General features: G+C 67.2%; 15 protein-coding genes. 6 read left to right on the plus strand and 9 right to left on the minus strand.

Translation table 11 applies throughout. From position 1 onward, the window contains the following. The first annotated feature begins 76 nt into the window (after positions 1–76). From GVY64_RS07905 to GVY64_RS07925, 5 genes are read left to right on the plus strand one after another with little or no spacing between them, the layout of a single operon-like run. Positions 77–2,725, plus strand: coding sequence for a lantibiotic dehydratase (locus GVY64_RS07905; RefSeq protein ID WP_159839921.1), 2,649 nt, complete (start codon positions 77–79; stop codon positions 2,723–2,725). Continuing rightward, positions 2,722–3,690 carry a lantibiotic dehydratase C-terminal domain-containing protein gene (locus GVY64_RS07910; protein ID WP_159839922.1) on the plus strand — a complete coding sequence of 323 codons (969 nt, stop codon included), beginning with the start codon at positions 2,722–2,724 and terminating at the stop codon, positions 3,688–3,690. Before GVY64_RS07905 ends, GVY64_RS07910 begins: the two co-directional genes overlap by 4 nt. Further along, entirely contained in the window at positions 3,687–5,072 is a 1,386-nt protein-coding gene (locus GVY64_RS07915) for a SagB family peptide dehydrogenase (RefSeq protein ID WP_159839923.1), read from the plus strand. The genes GVY64_RS07910 and GVY64_RS07915 overlap by 4 nt, the downstream gene beginning before the upstream one ends. Further along, a complete protein-coding gene (locus tag GVY64_RS07920; protein WP_159839924.1) occupies positions 5,069–6,991 on the plus strand; it encodes a TOMM precursor leader peptide-binding protein in 1,923 nt (640 codons plus the stop codon). The genes GVY64_RS07915 and GVY64_RS07920 overlap by 4 nt, the downstream gene beginning before the upstream one ends. A 13-nt stretch (positions 6,992–7,004) precedes the next feature. Next, on the plus strand, positions 7,005–7,388 hold the full coding sequence (locus GVY64_RS07925; protein ID WP_159839925.1) for a hypothetical protein: 384 nt from the start codon (positions 7,005–7,007) through the stop codon (positions 7,386–7,388). Between the two features lie 5 nt (positions 7,389–7,393). On the opposite strand, the gene GVY64_RS07930 is transcribed toward GVY64_RS07925, so the two are convergent. From GVY64_RS07930 to GVY64_RS07945, 4 genes are read right to left on the minus strand one after another with little or no spacing between them, the layout of a single operon-like run. Next, entirely contained in the window at positions 7,394–8,149 is a 756-nt protein-coding gene (locus GVY64_RS07930) for an ABC transporter permease (RefSeq protein ID WP_159839926.1), read from the minus strand. Then, a complete protein-coding gene (locus GVY64_RS07935) occupies positions 8,146–9,138 on the minus strand; it encodes an ATP-binding cassette domain-containing protein (RefSeq protein WP_159839927.1) in 993 nt (330 codons plus the stop codon). The genes GVY64_RS07930 and GVY64_RS07935 overlap by 4 nt, the downstream gene beginning before the upstream one ends. Before the next feature lie 9 nt (positions 9,139–9,147). Next, complete coding sequence (locus GVY64_RS07940; protein ID WP_159839928.1) at positions 9,148–9,951, minus strand: hypothetical protein; 804 nt, start codon at positions 9,949–9,951, stop codon at positions 9,148–9,150. Next, positions 9,948–11,639, minus strand: coding sequence for a hypothetical protein (locus GVY64_RS07945; protein ID WP_159839929.1), 1,692 nt, complete (start codon positions 11,637–11,639; stop codon positions 9,948–9,950). The genes GVY64_RS07940 and GVY64_RS07945 overlap by 4 nt, the downstream gene beginning before the upstream one ends. A gap of 492 nt (positions 11,640–12,131) precedes the next feature. Between GVY64_RS07945 and GVY64_RS07950 the strand changes: the two genes are divergently transcribed. After that, a complete protein-coding gene (locus GVY64_RS07950) occupies positions 12,132–13,691 on the plus strand; it encodes a phytoene desaturase family protein (RefSeq protein ID WP_159839930.1) in 1,560 nt (519 codons plus the stop codon). Here GVY64_RS07950 and GVY64_RS07955 read toward each other — a convergent pair. The 5 genes from GVY64_RS07955 to GVY64_RS07975 all read right to left on the minus strand — a co-directional run bounded on the left by GVY64_RS07955 (position 13,679) and on the right by GVY64_RS07975 (position 17,803). Next, a complete protein-coding gene (locus GVY64_RS07955) occupies positions 13,679–14,665 on the minus strand; it encodes a zinc-binding dehydrogenase (protein ID WP_159839931.1) in 987 nt (328 codons plus the stop codon). The two genes, GVY64_RS07950 and GVY64_RS07955, sit on opposite strands and share 13 nt — an antisense overlap. A 16-nt stretch (positions 14,666–14,681) precedes the next feature. Continuing rightward, entirely contained in the window at positions 14,682–15,104 is a 423-nt protein-coding gene (locus tag GVY64_RS07960) for an organic hydroperoxide resistance protein (RefSeq protein ID WP_159839932.1), read from the minus strand. A gap of 2 nt (positions 15,105–15,106) precedes the next feature. Then, a complete protein-coding gene (locus GVY64_RS07965; protein ID WP_159839933.1) occupies positions 15,107–15,553 on the minus strand; it encodes a MarR family winged helix-turn-helix transcriptional regulator in 447 nt (148 codons plus the stop codon). A gap of 115 nt (positions 15,554–15,668) precedes the next feature. Further along, on the minus strand, positions 15,669–16,667 hold the full coding sequence (locus GVY64_RS07970) for a PQQ-dependent sugar dehydrogenase (protein ID WP_236566687.1): 999 nt from the start codon (positions 16,665–16,667) through the stop codon (positions 15,669–15,671). A gap of 224 nt (positions 16,668–16,891) precedes the next feature. Further along, the gene (locus GVY64_RS07975) at positions 16,892–17,803 is read right to left on the minus strand and encodes a dienelactone hydrolase family protein (protein ID WP_159839935.1); all 912 of its coding nucleotides are present in this window, start codon (positions 17,801–17,803) and stop codon (positions 16,892–16,894) included. Positions 17,804–17,888 lie beyond the last annotated feature (85 nt).

The raw sequence follows: 17,888 nt of genomic DNA on the forward strand, positions 1-17,888 counted from the left end.
CGGGTCTGCCGGCTCGCTACTTCTTCGTCACGGCACCGAGTACGAATTCCATCTGAGCGATGAGGACTGGGCGATCATGTCTTTCCAGCTGCGCGAACAGCCTTCGAGGTCCACTGGAGGCGGGACCGCGGCGCTTCGCCCTTCGGCGATCGCCAGGATCGCGGCATTGCCCGCCGAGGCGCTCACCGGCCTCCGCTCGAACACCACCTACGTTGCACTCGCGCAGATTCACAGCTTGCGGAAGGCACTCACCGACCGAGGTGTGGTGCTCAGCGACCAGCTGTACGAAGTCGTCGGCGAGCTGCCCCCGAGCGACATTCGTCGTCGGCGGCTCATCGGCCTGAGACGGTCGATCCACAATCAGCGCCCACTCAGCGGGGACGAATGGAATCCGGAACTGCGGACTGCCATTCCGGCGCGACTCGCGGCCGAGGTGGAGCTCTGGCAGCAAACGCTCGATGACCTGCACGAGGCCCTCTCGAACCTGGAAAACACCGTCGCGGCCGAGCGGGAGCGGCTGAGCACGGTGCTTGCTCGACTGGCCGGCTACGACTGTGTTCGCCGCGGTATCGCGGCCAGCAGCGAGCCCCTTGCCGCCGAGGTCGAACTCTGGCTCACCCGAGGCATCGCGCCCAAACGCCGCAAGGTGGAACGCATTTGCAAATTCGTCGTCCGCGCGGCGACGAAAACGACACTCTACAGTGCTTTCACCATCGCGGCGGAGGTCGATTGGACCGCCGACGCCACAGCATCTCCGCTCCAGAATCTCACGCCGGACTTCGTCGTAGACCTGGAAGCCCGGCTGATCGGCTCGATCGCCGCAAGAGTGGCTGATCACCCGCGGGTGAGGCCGCGCCTGACTGTGCGGGTCAACCCCACAGCGACCCGGGTCGGCGAGCGCATCCTCCTAGTCACACTGCGGGAGGCGGTCGCCTCCGTTCGGGTGACTCCGCTGGTGGACGCCGTGGTCTCCGAACTCGGGGCGACACGCACTGCACGTCCGCTCGACGCGGCAGTGCGGGATATGTCGAACCGTCTCGGCATCGACCGCTCCGACGCAGCCACTCTATTCGGCAAGCTCATCCATGCCGATGTGCTGATACTGGACGGTCCGGCAGCCGATACCACGGTGGACCCGGTCACGGCTCTGTCGTCGTGGTTGTCGGTACATCATCCTACTTGGGCTGTGACCGCTGAGTTGCAAGCGCTGGCACGGCTGCTCGCCAGTCCGCCGGCCTCGGGTGACGTGTCCGGCCACCGGCGCTGGTCGCACCGAACCACCCAGTATGTCGAAGGCATCCGCAACCGGCTGCACCTTCCGCCGATCGAGCCCATGCTCACCTCGTCTCCGGTGCACGAAACAGCGGTGCTCGCAACGGGCGTACCGGCATCGTCGGCGGAATGGGACGAACCGCTGCAAGATCTTCAAGCGGTGAACCGCGTTGTCACCGCCCTCGACCCTCTGACTGTCACACGGGTCTGCATACATGAGCTGTTGTCCGATGCCTTCGATGAGGATCGCAGTATCCCCTTCGTCGAAGCGCACCTGCATCTGCAACAGGTCCTGCAGCGAGGTGACATCGATAGCGCCGCCGAGGCGGACCTCCGGCTGATGTTCACAGCGCCGTCGACACGCAGCCAGGTCGACCTGCTGCTCCGCCCCGATACACCCTGGCAGCATCCGAGGCTGCGTCATATGCATTCAGTGCGTCAGCAGATGCTCGCCGCGCTGCGCGCGGGGCAGACTCCCGGCGGCATCGAACTCTCGCCGGAAACGGTGTACGCCTCAGCGGCCCAATGGCCTGAAGAGATGGCCGGATCGGCGTCGGTGGCGTACTACGTCCAACCGGACCACGCGGGCGACAGGTGCCGATTCGTGCTGAACGCATCGCATCCCGGGTGGGGGCGGAACCGCTCCCGTATCCACCACCTTCGTGAACGCGCCGGGCACCATCCGCGGCCGCTGGCCGGCCCCGAGAATCCGGACGGCGTCGTCTTCGCCGAGATCGAGGGAACATTTGGAGCAGCATTCAATCAGTGCACTCCAGCGGCTCCGTACGCGATCGCCTACCCCGGCGTCCCGCCGCGCCGCAGTGCCGAGCAGTGCATCCCGCTGTCCGATCTGCACATTCGGTTGGACGCCCGTCGGTTGACCCTGCACTCCACTGCGCTGCGTACTCAGGTGCTTCCGGTCCACAACGGCATGATGGATACGCGGTTGCTGCCGTCCGCAGCGCGGACATTGTGTTTGTGGTTCGGCGCCTTCCACTCCTTTCGGGCATCCGTCGTCACGCCGTTCGCGCCCTTCGGTCGGGAGGTCGCTCCCGGCGTGCGCCGATATCCTCGAATCAGCATCGGATCAGTGGTCTTTTGCCGGCAGGCATGGATCATCGATACCGGCATCGTGCCGTGCCCCCACCGCACCGAAACCGACGGGCAGTTCCTGCTCCGTCTGTCCGGTTGGCTGCACGAACTCGCGCTCCCCGAGCGGTTCTTCGCACGGGCGTATCTCACGACCGAGCAGGTATTCGACAAGCGCCGCAAACCGTTGTACATCGACGTCCGCAACATCGTCGCCACCCTTGACGCCTTCCGGAATTTTCCCGATACGCCGCGGATCGTCCTCGAGGAAGCCCTTCCCGATCCCTTGCTTCCGGCGAACTCTCCGCTGCGGCACGTCATGGAGTACGTCATCGAACTTCCCACCGTTGGGCCGCTGCCATGACAAGCCGACTGTCCTCGGCAGATCGAACCGCGGCGTCACCGTGGGTCAGTGCGCACATCTTCTACCAGGGCTCGTTGAACACGGTGGTCACCGATCTCGTCGGTCCGCTCACGCAACAACTTTCCAACGACGGCTCGATCAGCGATTGGTTCTATCTCCGCTACTGGGATGGCGGTCCGCACGTGCGCTTGCGGCTGTTGCCTGCCCACGGCGTCGCAGCCGGAAGGATACGCCGCAGCGTCCTCTCCGCTGCGACTACCTTCTTCGAAGTCAACCCGTCGCGCACTCAGTTGTCCCAGCGTGACTACCGCTCGTACGCACACCGGCTCGCGGCCCGCGAAGGCGCGCAGAGCTTCTCGGACACATTGTTTCCCAACCAGTCGGTGCAGTTCATCGCATACGCACGAGAACACGACAGGTACGGCACCGGACGCGCCATCGCCGCGGTCGAGCAGCACTTCGGCCGAGCCAGCCGAATGGCGACAGCAATCGTGACCGCCGCTCCTTCCGATAGGCAGCTCAACGCGGTCGCCCTGGTCGCGATTCTGCAGTCGTGGCTCGCCGCCACCCGCGACCTCTCCACCCTGCACACATGGTCGGTGAACCACCCGTGGGATTCCTTCCGTCCCATCGCCGCCGGCTATGACGCACTGCTGCACGAGCGGTACACCGGACAGCGGGGCAGGCTCATCGAAGTGGTTCGCGACGTCATCGCTGCCCCCGGCTCCACCCTTTCTCGCTGGTGGGACACCGTCACCGAACTCGTCGCCGACGTGGCCGTGATAGAAGCCGATGCGCCACAGGAACTTCCGATATCCGCGACCACGTCGTGCGCTGGGTTGCCGATCCTCGATATCTGCGCGCACCTGTTCTGCAACCGCATCGGCGTGGCACCCCACGAGGAACACTATCTGCGACATCTGATCCGGCGGTTGCTCGGCGAGTTGGTGGGAGCTCGCTCGTGACGGCATCTGCTCCGGGATGGACAGCCACCGACCGCCCATTCGCCGCTGAGCTCCGTGAGCGCTATTCCCTGCCGCCCGCGCTGTCCGCCGGCACCAAGAGCGAAGACATAGTGGCGCTGATCGCGTGGCCACGAATCCACCCACTTCCACCTGGGGCTCGCGCACGAACCGGGGTACTGCGCACCCTCGCCGATGGCGCGCACACAGTGGACGAACTCACCCGCGTACACGGTGCGGAAGTCCGAGCAGTCCTGCGGTCTTTGTGGGCACGAGGGCTTCTCGCCGTCACCGTCGACTGGGAGGGCGCACCGCTGTACACCATGGTGCCGTTCGATCGGCCCTCCGCATTCCAGCCCCGGGCCGAAGAACTCGAGCTGTCGAAATACACCATCGTGCGACGCCACCACGAGCATCTGGTCTCGGAGAACCCGACGTCCTGGTGCGATATCCGACTACACGATGCACGGATCGCCGCATGGCTGCTCTTTCCGTCGCCGGCAGCGTTCCCGGCTCCGGTCGCCGATCACGTCCGCACCGATCTCGCCTGGTCGAAGCATCTCCGTCCGCGGCTCCCACAGGCGGATCCGTCCTCGGACGAGCCCCCGTGGAGCGCTCACGAACTGTGGTTCCATCACCGCAGTTCCTTGACCGGGCGTGGTTGGCATGCCGAAGCATTCGCAGCGACCACGTCGGCACGCGAGCAGCCGGTCCGGCCGATGCCCGCCACGGACAGTTCGATCGAACTGCACGCGCCAGATCTACTGTCCTTGCGCGAGCTCGACATAACGCTGACCGAAGCACTAGAGGATCGTCGATCGTGCCGCCGATTCGATGACGCGCACCCGGTTACGGTGACCCAGCTCGGCGAACTACTGTTCCGAGCCGCAGGGGCCCGCGACCGCACGCGGACTGCTACGCCCGGCCGCCCCTATCCATCCGGCGGCGCGGCTTACGAGATCGAGATCTACCTCGTGGCGCACGCGGTCACCGGTATCGAACGAGGCATCTATCACTACCGCCCGGCCGATCACACATTGTGTCCGATCACAACCGGCGAGCACACTGCGCTCGCGCAGTTTCTCCGGCCGATCGGCCCAACGCTCGGTGGTGCCACGCCGCAGGCGCTGCTCATCATCGCCGCGGAGGATTCCGTACTACGCAAATACGCGCAGATCGGCTACTCCTTGATGCTCCGCAATGCCGGCGTTCTGACACAGAACCTGTATCTCGTAGCGACAGCGCTCGGGCTCGGGGCCTTGGCGTGGGGTCCGGTCGACATCGCCGCGCTCGCCGAAGCCACGCGCCGGGCTCCATGGCAGTTGTGCGGTCTCGGCTCCATGGTCGTCGGCGCCGCACAACGATCTCGGGAGAATCCGACATGAAGATCCCCGCCACCACGGAAAATCCGCCGCTCCTAGCCGAGGTCCGCGGCAACGGGGTGCTCGCCGACGCGGTCCGCGCAGAGCTCGCTGATCTGGTAAACGTCACCTCGCCTCCGGTCTTGTCCACGGTCAGCGACAAATGGGCGAGCACACACCTCGAGGCTGCCGGCGACCGACCACAGCTGGGGGTTCACACCGAACTCGGCCGGGTGGTCATCGGCCCACTGCAGCTGCCCGGCGAACCGGGGTGTCCGCGTTGCGCGGACGTGCGCCGGACCGAAGCCAGGATCGAGCGCGATATCTATGCGCGTCTGATCCGGGAACACCGAGCCGCGCTGGACGACCAGCCGTCGCGATGGCTGACGCGACAAGCAGGCAAGCTCGTGGCGGTCCTCGTAGCCGACGAGTACCAACGCTACGCAACCGGGCGTCAGCCGAGAACCTTCCGTGCCTTGCTCATCATCGATCTGGCCGACCTCACGGTCTCCCGCCACCCGTTCCTGCCCGTGCCCGGTTGCGCATGCAATCCCCTTCCTGCCGACACCCCAGAGTCCACACAGATCACCCCGCGATCGGAGCCCTTCGTCGGACCCAGCGCTTTCCGGACGCGCAACATCATGACCGACAGGGAGCGATTGAATTCCGCCTACGTCGACAGCGAGACCGGTCTGATAGCTGTGCTACGCCGCACGTACACCGACGTGCTGCCCCGTACCAGCGCCCAGTTCCGCCGACCCAACGGAGCCTTGGAGTCAGCTGCTGGTCGCGGTAGGCGCTTCCCGGACACCGAAGTAGTCGCCATTCTCGAGGCCCTCGAGCGGCACGCCAACCTGTGTCCGCGCGGCAGGCGCACCGTCGTCCGCGGCAGCTACGCCGAGCTGGCGCCAGTAGCTCTCGACCCCCGCAGCACCGGCCTTCCCACGCAGGCCGCGTACGACACCGATGACAAACTGCAGCCCTTCACACCGGACACCTCTTGTACGTGGGTCTGGGGACTCTCGATGATTCGGCGCCGGCCGATCCTGGTCCCCGAGACTCTCGTCTACTTCGGCTTACCACCGGCGACGCACACCCGGTTCGTCCACGAAACGTCCAATGGCACCGCGCTGGGAGCCAGCAAGGAGGAGGCCGCGCTGCACGCCTTGCTCGAAGTGATCGAACGCGACGCGTTCCTCATCACCTGGTACGGCTCCTTACCCGTGCCCGAACTGGATCTCGATACGTTCTCCACCGACGCACGCCTGATCGTCACCGGCTTGCGGGAGCGTGGCTTCGACGCCCGGGTATTCGACACCACCATGGAGCACGGCGTACCGAGCGTCTGCGCGCTCGGCGTCAATGTCGAGACAGATTGGCCCAAGGCCGCGGTCGCAGCCGCGGCACATCCTGTGCCCGGTGCGGCCGTACTAGCCGCACTCACCGAGGTCAGCGCGATGCTCGCACACAACTCTGAATCGAACGAGTTGCCCGAGTACCGACGGCGGTGCACGGATCTGGCTGCGGACCCGTCGTCGGTGCGTCTGCTGATCGATCACGCCAACATGTACTTCGCGCCGGAAGCGTTCGACCGGATGCGTTTCCTGACCGCACCGCGCGCCACCGTACGCCGTGTGCCGGAAACGCCCGCGCGGCTCGACGCCATCACCGACATCAGCGAAGCGCTCTCCACCATCGTGTCGATGCTCGGGGACAGCGGGATGGAACCAGTCATCGTCGACCTCACCGGGCCAGAGCACGCCGCCGCCGACCTGTCCTGTGTGCGAGCCATCGTCCCCGGTGCCGTCCCGATGGCGTTCGGCCACGCCAATCGACGAGTCGAGGGCATCCCGCGGCTTCTTTCGGTCCCGCATCACCTCGGGTACATCGCACGTCCCCTCACGACGGCCGAACTGAATCAGGACCCGCACCCGTTCGCATGACAGGAAGACCGCGATGTATTTCATGTTTCTCGGCTGGAAGCTGCACAAACTCGACCACCCTGTCACTTTCGATGAACTCCGAAAGTGGGTGGCGGACAAAGCGCGAAGTGACTTCACTGGCTTCCCGGGCGTTCGCTTGAAGACGTGGGTGTCTTACGAGAGCACCGGTGTGTGGGGTGCGATCTATATTGTTGACGACCCAGAAGCCGTGAGCATGGACAAGTTGCCGCGGCTTCCGAACGGCAAAACCGGCCCGATCGGGGTGCCGCCGCACTTCTCCACCGGCTGGCTCGACGTCGAGACCACCGTGTTCGGCGGTAACGATCCGACGGAGTTGCCGCTGTTGGGGTTGGTGCCCCGCGCTACGGCCCCATACGTTTCGAAGAGTGACGATTGACGTTGTCAGTCAGCCGCTTTACGGAACGTGCGCGTTCCCCACCACAGCGCGGCGGCCATGATCACCACGGCGAACGTGCCCCCTCGGGCGATCACTGCGAGGTCGAACGACCCGTCGAAACAGGTACGGACGGCATCGACGATGTGCCTGGTGGGCACGAAGCCGGCGATCACCTGGAGCCAGGTCGGAGCGATTGTCATCGGCAGGAAGATGCCGGACAGAAGCAGGAGAACCATATTGAGGCCCTGGGTGATCGGGGACATCGCGTTGGCATCCTTCATCGTGAGCCCGAGAGCGCATGAGGCCGCGGTGAGCGCTCCAGCCAGCAACAACACCAGGGTGAGCCCCGCCAGGACACCCCCGAAGGCCGGTCGCATACCCATCACATAGCCGATCGCGATCAACGCCAACGCTTGGGCAGCCACCAGCGTCACCACCCGCAGTATCCGTCCGACCAGCAGAGCCGTACGGCTGGCAGGCGTCACCCGTTCCGCCTCGATGACACCGTCATGCAATTCCGTTATCACGAGGAAGCCTGCGAAGGTAGCGCCGAAGAGCGCTTGCATGACGAGCATCCCGGGCACGAAGAACGCGTTCGTGTCGGTTGTCCCGATCCGATCGGCCAATGGTGACAGCAACGGCCCGTACGCAACGAGGTACAACGCGGGATTGCTCATGGTGACCAACAACCACCCTGGATAGCGCAACATGATCCGCATCTGCCGCCGGTAGACGATGAAACATTCACGCGCGAACTTCATACCGCACCACTTCCGCTACGGTCCTCCCGCAGCGAGCGGCCGGTGAGCTCGAGGAAGACGTTATCCAAGGTCGGCGAGTGGATCGAGGCCGACCGCAACTCGACTCCGGCGTGCTCCAATTGCCGCATCAACTGCTGCATATTCGTTTTGCCGTGACCGACGCCGGCCCGCACCCGACATCCGTCGATCCGGATGTCGTCGCCGGACTCGGCGAGCGTGCGTATCGCCGCGACGGTGCCCGCCACCATCGTCACGTCGGTTACCTCCATGTCCAGGGTTTCTTCTCCATAGCGGGCCTTCAGCGCTTCCGGTGTGTCGTCGGCGATGATCCGACCGTCGTCGATGACGATCACGCGATCACTGAGTGCGTCCGCCTCGTCCAAGTAGTGGGTTGTCAACAGCACGGTGGCTCGGCGGTCAGTGCGCAGCCGGCGGATGTGGTCCCAGAGGTTGGCACGCGATTGCGGGTCGAGCCCGACCGACGGTTCATCGAGAATCAGCAACCGGGGATCGTGCACCATCCCGATGGCGAGGTCGAGCCGACGGCGCTGTCCGCCGGACATGCTCTTGCACTGTCGCTTCTCCAGCCCGATCAGGTCCAGTTGCTCGAACAAGGCCCCGGCACGGTGGCGTGCTTCCTTCTTCGAAAGCCCGTACAGCATCCCGTGATCGGTGACCTCGTCGAGCGCCGTCGCCGCGGCGTTTGTCGATCCGGCTTGGGACACGTACCCGATATTGCGGCGGACCTGCCGGGAATCGGTCGCGATATCGAATCCGGCGACCAGCGCTTGCCCCGACGTCGGCGGCAGCAGCGTGGTCAGCATCCGCAACGTCGTCGTCTTCCCGGCACCGTTCGGGCCGAGACAGGACACGATCTCCCCTTCCGCCACATCGAAGGTGACCCCTTTCACCGCGTGCACCCGCTCAGCGGTACGCCGGCGACGCAGTCGAGGATGGAAGATCTGTTCGAGTTCACATGCCTTGATCATCGCTGTCGGTCATCCTCCGATTGCCGGTTCGTGCGTGCTCGAGCTCTCGAAGACGATCCGCGACAGCGCCAGCCGCCACGCCGACCTGAGCGCGCCGATGTCTCTCTCGGAGAGAACATTCCGGTCAATCGTCCAGTGCGCGGTCATCTCCGGTACTCGGCTGTTCATCGTCACACTCAGGTCGATGACGGGGGCGGGTTCTTTCGCGCAACCGCCCCTGCTCGCCGCATTCCGTGCGCGCTCGTGTGGCATCTGCTTGTGCTGGAACTCGAACGACACCGGGGGCTCGGGCAACGCTCGCAGGATCGGACCCGTCGCCGTATCCGCATCCCGCAATCGCCGGTACCGAGCGCCCGCGGCTGGAACCTCGTCGAGTTGGCGGTCGACCTCGTCGATCACCGAGCGGACCGCATGCAGGCGACCTCGGAAGGCCGCGGCGACATCCAGACCTTCCAAGACCAGGTTCGCCGGAAACGTGGTCACATCGCCGAACCGAGCGGCCGAATCGGCGGTGCGGAGGTCGTCCGCAGTCGGGATGTTCAGCACGATGGATGCCTCCGCGGGTCCTTGGGCCCCACGGTCAGGTCGAACTCGCACGATCGCCATCGTCAATGCCGTCAACGGTGCGCGCCACCCCGGCGTGTCCCGGTCACGAGGCGACCAGGCGAACGTATCGACGTACTCGGCGGGGTCCGGCTCGGATGATCGGACCAACCAGGCCGGGGCGCACAAGGCGTGCTGCAGCAATATCGCTGCCCAGTAAGCCGGTTCGTCGCGAGGGGCAGGTTCCTCGGCTCGATCTGCCCTGTTCACGAACATTTCCTGACGATGACGCGAACCACGTGAGGCATGACCGCGCTGACCCACGGATCATCATCGAGCAACACGAACGACGATGTATAGCCCCGGGCATGCAAGGACCGAATCAGTTCCTCCTGCCGCACGGCTGCCGTCGGGGGATCGCCACGAGTTCCGCGCACGTCGGCGGGGAGTTCGGGCACGGGGGCAGGACGGTAGTCCGGTTCGTCATGATAGAGCGACTGTCGGCACCTGGTCGCGGTGACGATCCCGTCCTCGACCGCATGCGCGAGGTCGACCCCGCACCCATAGGCCAGGGTGATCCCGTCGACGAGGACGGCAACGACCGGCGCGCCGAGAACCTCGGTGAGGGCGAACAACTGCACCGACACACGCATCGCCTCCAGCGCCGACAGACAGTAACTGCCGAGCGCGCCGACGAATACCGCAGCATCGATCTCCGGGAACCGGTACCCGGCTCGACCTCGCACCGTCGAGAGGGTGATCGAACGACAATGATCGAGCAGCCCCGCCAGGACCGCGTCATCGAGGCTGTCACTGTAGGCGGTGCCGACCGGCGGCCCATACTCGGCTTCCGCTCCTGCTATCCCGAAAGCAGTGGCCGCGCTCATCGCGACTGGCGCGTGATGATCGAGGCTGTAGCCGAACACGGATCCGTCGCGTGGAGCCGCGAGCGCCGCGTATGTTCGCAACGCGGCACGCGCCGCGGACAGCCGCGCCGAGACGGTGTCTTTGCCGACCCCGAAGGCCCGGATCCCGGTGCTGATTTCGCCGGCCGGATCGGCAACCACCGATTCGGCGACGCGGAGCGGCAGCTGCGCGTGCGGTCCCTCGCTGACCGTGCTGATGACGCCCACGCGGTCATCCGTGATTTCGACAGCGCGGCGAGCGAAGTCCTCGTCCTGCAACGCAGCCGTCGACCGCACGGTTGCCAGACGCCGCAGAAATGACTCCGGGTCAGGTGGTCGCGACGTTCGCCGGAGTGGAAGGTGACGATGTGTGGTCGTTTCCAATGTTTCGGTGTCGATGCGCGCCAGCCGCCGACCGGTACTGCCGTCATCGATCGTGGTCGTGCACCGGATCAGAGTTCGGGCTAGATAGGCAGCAACCGCGGCAAGGGCAGCGGCCGCGTAATCAGCCGACGGAGCTGCCGAGTCGATGGCATCCAAGCGCGGACGCACTTCGGTGAAGGTGACGCCCGGCGGCGCGATCCACACGGACGACTGCCCGAGCGCCGCCAGCACCAGGGGCGCGTCTTTGCGCAGGCACCACTGCTCGACCGAGGCGATGCGATCGGCGTCGGTGATCGCCAGGCACGCGACCGCGTTGCACGCCGAGAAATCGACCATGTCCAGCGCGGCGGGGTCGACGCACGTCGTCTCGATATCCGAGTCCCGAAGAGCCGCGGCGGCTGCCTCGGCCTGCGGGCCGACGCCGATGACGACTGTCGGCGCGGCCCGCAACACAGCGAGCGCGGCCGCAGGGTCCGCTACGGAGTAGCCGAGGAGATCGACTTCCGGGTCGTCACCCGTGTGCGGGTCCTCGGAGCTCTGCTGGACCACGCCGAGGTCGACCAACATGGATATCAGCTTCTCCGCGAAACGTCGATGCTGCTGCGGGAACGGCTGAGTGACATCACGCAGGGTGTTGTGCCCGTCCAGCAGTGGGGCGAGAAGGGCCATCCACCCCTCGGCATCGGGAACGGTTCTGGTGACGAATCCGCGGTGCGACAGAACCGCGAGCCGGTCATCGGCAGTCGTGTAGAAGGCGTTCCTCCGAAGCCGCAACACCGGTTCGTCGGCGTTCCTTCCAGACCGGCGATTCACCGCATCCGCCGCCGGCGCGCGCACATCGACTTGCCCCGGCCGAGCATGGTCGGTAACCAACTGAGTACCCCCCCAGAATCAAGACTCCCCTTGCGGCATAAGCTATCACGCCTTGCCGACATGGCAGCCCGAAATTCTGATCCGCGAGGCCAGGCCCCCAGTCGATGTTCCGCCGACCGGTTCCCCGTGCCGCGCCGGCCGGATGCCGGAAGTGGCCATCGGCGGCCAGGGTGGAGGTCGCGTCATCCGATCGCCGTCGCTACGGCTGTGATCGGTTCGGAGTTGATTCCTCGCCCTTGTCGGCGGTGTCGCTGTCCATCCGGTGCCGATTCGTGGTATCGAGAACGGATGACGCCGGCGCGCTCCTCCTACGATGTCGTGATCGTCGGCGGCGGGCACAACGGTTTGGTGGCCGCCGCGTATCTGGCGCGGGCCGGGCGGTCGGTGCTGGTGCTCGAGCGGCAGCCGCAGGTCGGTGGCGCGGCGGTGTCCGAGCGGGTGTTCGCGGGCGTCGACGCCCGGCTGTCGCGGTACTCGTATCTGGTGAGCCTGTTGCCGCGGTCGATCGTGACGGATCTGGGCTTACGGTTCGAGACGCGGCGGCGGGCGGTCTCGTCCTACACACCGGTCGGGGAGGACGGTTTGCTGGTCTCGTCGGCGCCCGCGCAGACAGAGGCGAGTTTCGCGCGGTTGACCGGCTCGGACAGGGAATACCGGGCATGGCGGCGGTTCTACGCGTCGACGGGGCAGCTGGCCCGGCGGGTCTTCCCGACGCTGACCCTGCCGCTTCCGTCGGAAGAGGCGTTGCGGCACATCGTGGACGATGCGGCCACCTGGGAGGCGCTGTTCGAGCGGCCGCTCGGTGAGACGATCGAGTCGACCTTCGCCGACGACACGGTGCGCGGCGTGGTGCTCACCGATGCGCTGATCGGCACGTTCACCCACGCGCACGATCCGTCGCTGCGGCAGAATCGCTGCTTCCTGTATCACGTGATCGGCGGCGGGACCGGCGACTGGGACGTGCCGATCGGCGGCATGGGCGCGCTCACCGGCGCACTGGCCGAGGCCGCGCGTGCGGCAGGAGCGGAGATCGTCACCGGGTGTGAGGTCACGAGCGTCGGAACCGATGGCGAGACAGCGGAAGTCGGTCACGTAGACGGCAAGGTCGGAGCGCGGCATGTTCTGGCGAACGTGGCACCGTATACCCTAGCCGGGTTGCTCGGCGAGGCTCCGCCGCAGAAGCCCGAGGGCGCACAGGTGAAGATCAATATGCTGCTGCGCCGCCTCCCACGATTGCGCGACGCGCGAGTCGATCCTCGGGAAGCATTCGCCGGGACTTTCCACATCGGCGAGTCGTACGCCCAGCTCGACCGAGCCTACGGCGAGGCCGCGATCGGCCGGATACCGTCCGCGCCGCCGGCCGAAATCTATTGCCACACTTTGACCGATCCGACCATCCTGTCACCGGAGCTGGCCGCTCGGGGTGCGCATACCCTCACCCTGTTCGGACTGCACGCTCGCGCGAAGCTTTTCGCCGCCGACCATGCTTCGGTCAAAGCCGAGTTCGTGCACGCCACGCTGGCGCAACTCGATTCCGTACTGGCCGAGCCGATCGCCGACTGCTTGGCGAAAGACGAGGACGGCGCGCCCTGCCTGGAGGCGAAGACACCGATCGAACTCGAGCGCGAGGTCGGCCTGCCCGGTGGACACATCTTCCACCGGGATCTGGCCTTCCCCTACCTCCCGGAGGACGCCGACCCGGCCGACCCCGCCGCCCGGTGGGGCGTGGCGACCGGCCACCGCAACGTGTTCCTGTGCGGTGCGGGCGCCATCCGGGGCGGCGGCGTCAGCGGCATTCCCGGGCACAACGCCGCGATGGCCGTGCTCGCCGCCGGTCAGGCGGGCTGAGCCCGCAGCGCGATCTTGGCGGCGCGACCCGGCGTCTCGGTGGCGACAGCGGCGTCGGCCGCGGCCTCCAGCGGGTAGGCGGCTTCGATGTCGAGCCGCAGCTCGCCGCGGGCCGCGAGATCGATCAGTTCGCCGATGAGCCGTCCGCGCTGGTCGGCGCCGATCTCCTCGATCCGCTTGGCGCCCCAGAATCCCTTCACCACGACTTGGCCGAAGATGAGACTGCCCGCGTCGAGCGACAGCGGCTCACCCGAGAGCGCGCCGAAGGAGATCAGCTGCCCGCCCGGCGCGAGCAACGCCAATTCGGCGGCCGCGGCGCGCCCGCCGACCTGATCGACCGCCCGGACGATGGGCGCACCCGAGGTGGCGGCTTCGACCTGCTCGCGCCAGCCCTCGCTCTCGGTGTCGAGCACCGGTTCGTAGCCGAGTTCGCGCAGCGCAGCGACGGAGCCGGGGCCGCGAACCAGATTCAGCACGTGCAGCCCGCGCTGCCGCGCGAAGACGTTCACCAGTCTGCCGACCGCGCCGTTGGCGGCATTGATCGCCAGCCACTCGCCGGGCCGCAGCCCGAGGTCGTCGATGAGCATCAGCGCGCTCAACGGCATGGCCAGCAACTGGGCCGCGGTCTCGTCGGAGACCGTGTCGGGCAGTGGGACGACCTGGCGGGCCGGGACCACGAAGTACTCGGCCCACACGTTGATCGCACCGGATACCGTCACGCGCCGTCCGACCGACATATGGGTGACTCCGGGACCCACCGCGTCGACCCGCGCGACCGCTTCGCTGCCCGGAATGGCGGGCAACTCGGGCCGGTAGCCGTACACGCCGCGCACGATGGCCAGATCGTGGTTGTGGATCGGCGACAGGATCAGCGCGAGCCGCACCTCACCGGGTCCCGGTTCCGGGATCGGGCGGTCGGCGGTGGCCAGCACGTCCTTCGGTTCACCGAATCGTTCGAAGACTACGGCACGCATATCCGCTCCTTCTCGATCAGTCGTCGGCGACAAGGACCTGGACGTCGATGTTGCCGCGGGTCGCGTTGGAATACGGGCACACCTGGTGTGCTTTGTCGGCGAGCGCCTGCGCGTCCTCCCTGGAGAGATGGGGGAGCGACACCTCCAGGGTAACCGCAAGGCCGAAGCCGCCCGCACCGTTCGGCCCGATGCCGACCTTCGCGCCGACCGCGGAGTCGTCGATGTTCGCCTTGGCCTGCTTGCCGACCAGACGCAGCGCCGAATGGAAGCACGCCGCGTAGCCGGCCGCGAACAGTTGCTCGGGATTGGTGCCCTCGCCGTTGCCGCCCATCTCCTTGGGCGCCGACAGGTCGACGTCGATCTTGCCGTCGGTGGTGCGCGCGTGGCCGTTGCGTCCGTCTCCGCTGGCCAGGGCCTCGGCGGTGTAGAGGATCTGCATGTCTACTCTCCTTCGTTCAGCTGTGACTTCAGTGCGTCGGTCAGTCGGTGCAGGATGCCGCGCAACGCGGTGACTTCGTCGATGGACAGGCCGCTGGCCTCGGCCATCTGGGCCGGGATGTCGCCCGCCTCGGCGCGCAGGGCGCGGCCGCGGTCGGTGAGCCGGATGTCGACGCGGCGTTCGTCGGCCGCCGACCGCCGCCGCTCGAGCAGGCCCGCCGCCTCCAGCCGCTTGAGCAGCGGGGAAAGAGTGCCGGAGTCCAGATCGAGCGCCTGGCAGACGTCGCCGACGCTGCGTTCGTCGCGTTCCCACAGCGCCAGCATGACCAAATACTGCGGGTAGGTGAGCCCGAGCCGTTCCAGCTTCGGGCGGTAGACCGCGGTCATCGCCCGGGACGCCGCGTAGAGCGGGAAGCAGAGCTGCTCGTCGAGGGTGAGGCGATCGGTCATGAGCAATAATCTAGTGAGCAATTCGATTGTGCACAACGTATATGGTTCGTCGTGCTCGTCACAGTGCGAGAGGCGGCGATGCCGACGCTGCCGCAGGAGTTCGGCCGGGCCGGGCTCAGCGAGCCGGGAAACGGAGGACGCGGTCGTCGCCGCCGCGGGGGTCGCCGCGACCGTCGGTGTTGGAGGTGGTGAGCCATAATGCCCCATCCGGCGCGACCTCCACGGTGCGCAAGCGTCCGTACCGGTCCCGCAATTCGGCGCGGGGCGCGCCCACGCGGCCGTCCACGAGCGGCACGGTCCACAGCCGCTCGCCCCGCAGCGCGGCCACATACAGGGTGTCCCCGGCGATGGCGATGCCCGACGGTGAGGCTTCCGCGGTGGTCCAGGTCAGCAGCGGATCGGTGAACCCGCGGCCGGCGCCGCCCGCGCCCTCGACGTCGGGCCAGCCGTAGTTGCGGCCGGATTCGATCAGATTGATCTCGTCGAACCGGTTCTGCCCGAACTCCGCCGCGAACAGGCGACCGGCCCGATCCCACGCCAGCCCCTGGACGTTGCGGTGGCCGAGACTGTAGACCGGTGAGCCGGGAGACGGATTGCCCGCAGCCGCCCGGCCTTCCGGGGTCAACCGGAGGATCTTTCCGTTGAGGCTCGCCGGATCCTGCGATCGCCCGGATTCCCCGGCGTCGCCGGTTCCGGCGTACAGCATGCCGTCCGGCCCGAAGGCGATGCGTCCGCCGTTGTGGATGCCTGCCTCGGCGATTCCGGCGACCAGCACCTCCGGTGGACCGTCGAGCCGGAATCGGACGATGCGATTGTCCGTCTCGGAAGTGAAATAGGCATAGATATAACGGCTTTCGGCGTAATCCGGCGCGACGGCGAGCCCGAGCAGTCCGCCTTCGCCCCGCGCGGCGACGCCCGGCACCTGATACACCTGTTCCGGCGCACCGCCCGCACCGACTCGCAGAATCCGTCCGGAGTCGCGCTCGGCGACCAGCGCCGTGCCGTCGGGCAGGAAGGCCAGCCCCCACGGCACGTCGAGGTCCTCGGCGACATCCTCGGCGGCGTCGAGGTCGGGCCGGCCGGCGGGATTGCTCGGTGCGACCGTGCCCGCCACCGGAGGTGCGCTACTCGGCCCGGTCGAGTTCTCGGCTCCGCAGGCGGTCATCACCGCCGCGAGCAGGAACGCCGCGAGCGCTGCGGACGAGTGATGACCGTGCGACCGAATCCGTCCCGCGGCCTGACCTCGCCTGCGCGCGCGTCGAACGACCGATCGGGACCGCCGGCCGGAGCCGCGGAGAAACCTCCGGATTCCGTTGCGCTGGCGCGATTCGGTCGTCATCAGCCGAGATACGTTCCGTACCAGTCTAATACGCGACGCCACGCCTCGGTGGCCGCTGTCGCGTTGTACCGCTGACCGGTGTCATTGAAGAAAGCGTGGTCCGCATCGGGAGCGGTGAAGATCTGATGCGGATTGCCCGAGCGCGCCAGCGCCGCCTCCGCGGCGGGCCGCGAGGCGTTCACCCGGGCGTCGGCCGCCGCGTAGACGCCGAGCACCGCGGCCTTCGACGCGGACAGATCGCCGTTGTCCGGGAACGGCCCGTAGAAGGGCGTCGCGGCGGCCGGCGGCGACGGGCCGGAGGCCAGTAGCAGCCAGGTGAGGCCGCCGCCGAAGCAGAAACCGGTGGCGCCGAGCTTCTTTCCCGGCACTCGGCGCTGCAGTTCGTCGAGCCCTGCGCGCAGATCGGCGACGAGTTGGTCCGGTGGAATGCGGCTCAGCTCGGCGGTCGCCGCGGCCGGATCGGTGAACGCGCTGGTGCCGCCGTGCGCGGACAGCAGGTCGACCGCGAGAGCGGAGTAACCCGCGCCCGCGAAACGTCCCGCGACCGAACGGATGTGATCGGTGAGGCCCTTGTTCTCGTGCACGACCAGCACCCCGCCCCGTGGCTGCGGCGCCGCGGCCCACGCCGCTTGCAGCGGCGCCCCGCCGGGACCGTCGAAGGTGACGGCGGTGGTCGGAAGGGCGGCCGCGGAACCCGGTGGCGTCGAGGGCGTGGCGGGCGACGGCGCGGAATCCGAGCTTTCGGTGCCCGTGCCCGTGCCCGTGCCCGTGCAAGCGGCCAGCAACGCAGCGGCGGCGGTGGCGCCGAGCCCGAGCAGCCCCAGCCTGCGCAACGCCTCCCGCCGGGTGAGCAGGCCGTCGGCGTGATCTGCCGCGATCTCCTCGGCGATGTAGCGCTGCAGCGGCGTCATGAGCCCCACGATAAGCCGGATCGTCGGCGGGCGCGCGGTGTTCACCGTCTGTTCGCCCGCGACAAACCGGCCCGACCGCACCTCC

The organism is Nocardia sp. CY41 (genome assembly GCF_009829325.1).
GTDB lineage: Bacteria > Actinomycetota > Actinomycetes > Mycobacteriales > Mycobacteriaceae > Nocardia.